Genomic DNA, 5,794 nt, shown 5'->3' with positions numbered 1-5,794 from the left:
TAGCAATGGATGTGCACCGGCATCTTGCCCTGCAGGACCAATGCCAGTGTTTGGTCCCGCAGGTCGTCGGCAGCCGGACCGTGATGCTCATGCCCGTGCTCCTGACCCTCCTGGTGCACATAGTTCTCCGCCTCGGCGAAGGCCTCTCGCATTGCCGCGATCTCGCCCTGACGACTGTTGAGCAGATGCCGCTCCGCAAATTCCTCCTTGGGACTCGCGCCGCACGCCATCTTGAGCCCCTGCGCAGCGCCGGGGAATTTCATGGCGGCGATCGTCGCAGCCGCGATGGGATGCACGATGACGGACCGGCCGCCGAACAGGGCCGACGATCCGGGAAGGATCTGCAGCGTCGTCACTCCCGCTGCCAGCGCGTGGGAGAAGCCCGGATCAACCGTCCGGACTGCATGCTCGACCCAGGTATCGGCGGCGTTCGGGTCGCGAAGCTCGGTAACGTCGCTCGTGCCCGTGTCGAGCGATGTCTCCGGCAGGCTGTAGACGCCAAGGTGGGTGTGCACGTCGATCAGCCCGGGCGTGATCCATCTGCCGTGCGCGTCGATGACCATGGCTCCGGCAGGGCGCGGAAGGTCGTGACCGATCGAGCGGACCTTGCCGTCGGCAAGGATAACCTCGCCATTATCGAAGCGCTGCCCAGCGCCGTCGAGGATGGTCGCGCCGACGAGCACGACGGGCGCGGAGCGCGGCACTCGATATGTGCTGGGGTACGGATCGCCAATGGCTTCCATGGGCATCGGGCCATGAGCACGCCGCATCGGCGGACCGGCGACAGCGCTGAGCGCAATTGCGCCGAGCACAAGCGACATGCCGCTTCGCGCGAGATGCATTCCCCTCCCTCCCTTCGGCCGAGAACGTAGCACCGTCGCTGGCGCCGCATAGCGGCAATCGGGTCGAAGTCTTTCGCGATGGCGACCGATGGCGATCTCACGGCCCTCTTTGCGCGAACCCGGGATTGAGTTAGCTTCGCCGGGCCGAATAGCCATGACAGAGATTAAGCGTAGCGCAGATCTTCCGCTGACAGTCCGTCCGGTCGTCGCCCTGAGCGATCATTACCCGGCGGGGCTGGTTGACGACTTCCACTCCCACGAGCGAGCGCAGCTGTCCTACGCATGCAGTGGAGTCATCTCGGTGAGCACCGACAGCACAACCTTCGTGTTGCCGCCGAACCGGGCAATCTGGATCCCCGCGGGCTGCCGCCACATGGTTTCGTGTCGGCACGACGTCGATCTCAACGTCCTCTACATCGACCCGACGCTCCCCAATCAGCCGAATGTCTGCCGTGTGTTCGACATGCCGCTGCTCGCCCGCGCGCTGATCCAGGAGATCCTGACCTTCGATCACGAGTATGACGAAACCGGCCGTGAGGGTCGGATCGTTCGCCTTCTGATCGAGGAGATTCAGCGCGTCCCGGAGGTGCCGCTGTCCGCGCCCATGCCCCACGATCGCCGCTTGCGGCGGGTGTGCGACCAGATCGTCGCGCAGCCGAGCGACCAGCGCGACCTGGATGAGCTCGCCAAGCTTGCGGGCATGGGCCGGCGTACCTTCACGAGGACTTTCCGCGAGGAGACCGGAATGGCCTTCGCCATGTGGCGGCAGCAAATCCGCCTGATGGCCGCAATCTCGATGCTGGCCGAGGGGCAGCCGATTACCAACATCGCCTATGAAGTCGGCTATGAAAGCCCGAGCTCGTTCACCGCAATGTTCCACCGCGTGCTCGGCGTCGCCCCGAGTCATTACGCGCGCGAACATCCGCGGCCGAACTAACTGGCCCAGCGGAGCATGTGTCCGGTCCGCATGCAAAGGCAAATGCGATACTCGGTGGCTAGCTTGCACCCATGAGCCTCGACACGCCTGAACTCGATCCCGAAATCTCCCTGTTCGCCAGGCAGCTTTCCGCCGCCTGGGCCGAGTATCCGCCGTTTGCCTCGCTTCCGATCAATGAAGCGCGGGCAATCGCCGAGAAGGTGCGGGCTCCGTGGCGGGCAAGCGGACCCGTCATGGCGCGCACGACCGAGCACATGATTCCAACCACGACGGGCGATTTGCGCGTCCGTCTCTATGATCCCGGCCTGCCCTCCCCTGCTCCACTCCTCATCTACCTGCACGGGGGTGGTTTCGTCCTGTTCAGCATCGACACGCATGACCGACTGATGCGCGAATATGCCGCGGCCGGCGGCTTCGCTGTGCTGGGCGTCGATTACCCGCTCTCACCCGAAGCGCGGTATCCCAAAGCCCTCGACCAAATCGTCGACCTGGTTGAGTGGCTGAACGGCGAGGGCGCGCAGTCGCTCGGAATCGACCCGGAGAGGATCGCCATCGGTGGTGACTCCGCGGGCGCCAATCTCTCGATGGCCACCGCGCTTCGGCTTCGCGATCGCGGGCGCGGCGACCGCCTGAAGGGCCTGCTGCTGAACTACGGCGCCTTCGGGCAGGCTTGTTCCGACGAGGCGGAAGCGCGCTTCGGCGGCGAGGGGGCGGTCCTGCAGCGCGCCGAGATGGATCATTATTTCACGTCTTACCTGGGCGAGGATCTCGTCCATCGGCCGGACCCGTACGCGATGCCGATCCTTGCCGATCTGCGCGACCTGCCGCCGGCGTTTCTGGCGATTCCCGACTGCGACCTGCTGGCCGAGCAAAGCCACGAGATGGCGCGGCGCATGAAGGATGCGGGCGTGGCGGCGACACCCGTCGTCTATCGCGGCGCCACTCACAGTTTCCTCGAAGCCATGTCGGTTGCCGAGGTGGCGCGCCGCGCCATCCGCGACGGCGCGGAGTGGGTCAAGGCGGCACTGGAAAGGTGATCGAGGGCGGCGACCCTTCGCCGCCGCCCCGGAAGCAGTGGCTTAGAGCTTACCTGTCAGGGTAACGATCACCTCGCGGCCGGCGCCGTAGACGCAGCCGTAAAGTCCGGTGCACCGCGCGACGTAGTTCTTGTCGAACAGATTGGACGCATTGACCGCGATCCGGAAACGGGGCTGGTCGTAATGCACCATCGCATCGAACAGCGTCGCCTTTCCTGTAACGATCGTCGGTGCGAATCCGACCCCGGGAAACGTGCCGGACGGCAGCGAGCCCGCGCTCGCGCTGTTGTAGCGGACGCCGGCGCCGCCGCCCAAGCCGGCCAGGGCTCCATGCGCAATGGTGTAATCGGCGATCAGCGACAGCTTGTGCTTCGGCGTGGTCGGCAGCGGGAATCCGACGTCTTGCGGAGCATTCGGGTTCTTCGTGATCTCGCTGTGATTGTAGCTGTACGAGGCGTTCACCGACAATTGCTGGTTGAAGCGGCTGACCAGCTCGAGCTCGACCCCCTTCACCTCAACCTGACCGGCCTGAGTCGCCCCAAACGGATTTGTCGGCCCAACCTGCGCGACAACGAAGTTGTTTTCCTTGATGTCGAACAGCGCGCCCGTGGCGAACAGCTTCACGTTGCTCGGGAGGCCACGAGCGTCATACTTCAAGCCACCTTCCCACTGCTTCACGGATGTGGGCTTGAATGGCTCGTTCGTCGTGGTGCTCTTACCGATCACCGGCTCGAACGACGTCGAATAGCTGATGTAGGGCGCCAAGCCCATGCTGGTCACGTAGTTGGCGCCGAGCCGGTACGTGAACTTCTTCTCATTCTGCTGTGCGCCGAACGTGTTGACGCGCACCCAGTCCTGCCGGCCGCCAAGAGTGACAAACAGCTGGCCGATATTCATCTGGTCCTGTCCGTAGACGCCGGTCTGCTTCAGCTTCTGATCGTTGTACGGCGTTGGGAAACCGGGACTGACTTCAAAGGTCCGATCGTAGACCGGATGGAATGCGTCAATTTGCCCGGCGAACACGAAAGCGAAAGCCGCCGTATTGCGCACATTCCGATAGTCCACACCGACCAGGACCTTATGCCTGATTGGGCCGGTATCCAGCTTCGCGTCAAAACGATTATCGGTCGCGAAGCTGTTGACCTTCTCCGCATAGGTGAAATTGTACTGCTGGAGCGTCCGATAATAGCTGGGAAGCGTCGGATCGGTCGTGTTGATGAAGCCGCCGCCGCTGTAAATGCCGATCGGCGTCTTCTCGTTATAGTGACTCCATTTCGTGTTTGAGTGGAACGCCAGCCGGCTGCCGAACCGGTGCTCGAAGTCATAGCCTGCGGCCCACTGATTGCGATTGAAGGTGGTCTTGGGGTCGTCGAGGTTGGTCGACCGGCTGATGTGCAGCCCGGTCGGGCTGGGCAGCAGCGTGCCGTAAAGCGGCAGGAATCCCCCGTTGCCACCGAGATTATGATCGTGCTGGTAGTAGAAGAGGCCCGTCAGGCGCGTGGCGCTGCCAAGCTTCAGCGTCGCCGTCGGCGACAGCAACAGGCGCTGGTTCCGCTGAAAATCGATCTCGCCATGGGCATTCTTGTAGAGACCGGTCATCCGCACATCGAGGAACGGGGAGACAGGGCCGGTTACCGTCGCGGCCCCTTCCCAGAAGCTGTGAGTGCCCCCCTTGAGCTCGGCCTCGCCGCCGAAAACCGGCGACGCCCGGCGACTGACCTCGTTCAGGATACCGCCCGGGGGAGCCGCGCCGTAAAGGACGGACGCGGGTCCCTTGAGAATGTCGAGTGACTGGAAGGCGTACAGATCGACACCCACTGCAGAGATGGTCGTCGTCGCGGGGACCGCAAGTCCATCGATATACTGCTTGGGCGTGAACCCACGGACCGTGATGAAGTCGTATCGTGGGTCGGGACCGTAATTCTCGCCGAACGCGCCAGCGGTGTATCGGACGGCCTGCTGCGCATCCGTGAAGTTCAACAGGTCAATCTGGTCGCGCGTAATCACGGAGATCGACTGCGGCGTCTGGATCAGCGGGATGTCGGACTTGGTCGCCGTCTCCGCACCCTGCGGAACATAATGTCTCGCGATAACGACGATGTCGCCGTTAGCGGCGCGCGTCGTCTTCGGGGTATCCCCGGCTTGAGGGTCGGTGGTCGACGGAGTCGGCGCCGGTGCGGGCTGTGCCGCCTGCGCATGAGCAACCCCAGGCATGACGACCGCAGCACTCGCAAGCAGGCGAAGAATGGCGAGCTTGCTGCTCGCGCGCGCGAAATTCCGATGGTCCGACATGTGATTCCCCCTTCGAACTCCGGTCACTCGGCTAAGCCCCGAATGCTCCCGGAAATGTAACAAAACAGACCTGATGCAAGTTATGGGATCGGGTCCCTTTCCATCGCGAGCGGGCCGCCGCCGGCACGCTCCCGCCGCTCATGAGCCGCCCGCTCGGCAGCCCAGCGCTGGCCGAGACGCGAGCGGCGCAGGCCATAAGTAGAATAAAGCACAGCGCCAGCGGCGATGTAGCACAGGAGGATCATGGCCGGGATCCAGTCACCGTGGGCCGCCTTGTAGACGATATCCCCGAGTACCGGGGCCATCATCATGAGCGTAAGCAGGATCGACAGGATCGGGACGGTCCCGATCCAGGCCCGACCCACTCGGATGCCGCCCAACGGCACGGAGAACGGTCGCCGCAGGTCCGGACGCGTCGAGCGCAGCCACATGGTACTGACCGCGACGGTGAGGAACACCACCCCCGTGCCGAGGCTGACGAGGTCGCCGAGGATGGCAATCGGCAGGAATGCAGCGCCAGCAGCCGCGATAGCGGCCACAGTGATCGTGCCAAGGTACGGCGTGCGGAAGCGGGGATGGATCGCGCATATGAAATTCGGCAACAATCCATCGTCGGACATCGCGAACCACACGCGCGAGTGAGCAAAGGTGTTGATCATCAGCACAGAGCTAAGCCCTGCGAGCGC

4 protein-coding genes and 1 pseudogene are annotated in these 5,794 nt (G+C 63.8%); 2 read left to right on the top strand and 3 right to left on the bottom strand.

Annotated elements, in window-relative coordinates; translation table 11 throughout:
• Positions 1-842: pseudogene (locus JOZ79_RS00090) on the bottom strand (amidohydrolase); the annotation flags it as partial.
• A 154-nt stretch (positions 843-996) separates the two neighbouring features.
• Between JOZ79_RS00090 and JOZ79_RS00085 the strand changes: the two are divergent.
• Both JOZ79_RS00085 and JOZ79_RS00080 read left to right on the top strand, forming a co-directional pair.
• A complete protein-coding gene (locus JOZ79_RS00085) occupies positions 997-1,779 on the top strand; it encodes a helix-turn-helix transcriptional regulator (protein WP_294068901.1) in 783 nt (260 codons plus the stop codon).
• A 71-nt stretch (positions 1,780-1,850) separates the two neighbouring features.
• Positions 1,851-2,816, top strand: a complete 966-nt coding sequence (locus JOZ79_RS00080; protein ID WP_294068899.1) for an alpha/beta hydrolase fold domain-containing protein — start codon at positions 1,851-1,853, stop codon at positions 2,814-2,816.
• Positions 2,817-2,858: 42 nt separating this feature from the next.
• Here JOZ79_RS00080 and JOZ79_RS00075 read toward each other — a convergent pair whose 3' ends face one another.
• Both JOZ79_RS00075 and JOZ79_RS00070 read right to left on the bottom strand, forming a co-directional pair.
• Positions 2,859-5,108 carry a TonB-dependent siderophore receptor gene (locus JOZ79_RS00075; RefSeq protein ID WP_294068896.1) on the bottom strand — a complete coding sequence of 750 codons (2,250 nt, stop codon included), beginning with the start codon at positions 5,106-5,108 and terminating at the stop codon, positions 2,859-2,861.
• An 80-nt stretch (positions 5,109-5,188) separates the two neighbouring features.
• Positions 5,189-5,794: amino acid permease (locus tag JOZ79_RS00070; RefSeq protein WP_294068893.1), on the bottom strand; the 606-nt coding region annotated here is incomplete at its 5' end.

Source organism: Sphingomonas sp. (assembly GCF_019242355.1).
In the GTDB taxonomy this organism is placed as follows: Bacteria; Pseudomonadota; Alphaproteobacteria; order Sphingomonadales; family Sphingomonadaceae; genus Sphingomicrobium.
Note: the sequence above shows the minus strand (reverse complement) of the source record. Positions and strands in the feature narration are given on the sequence as shown.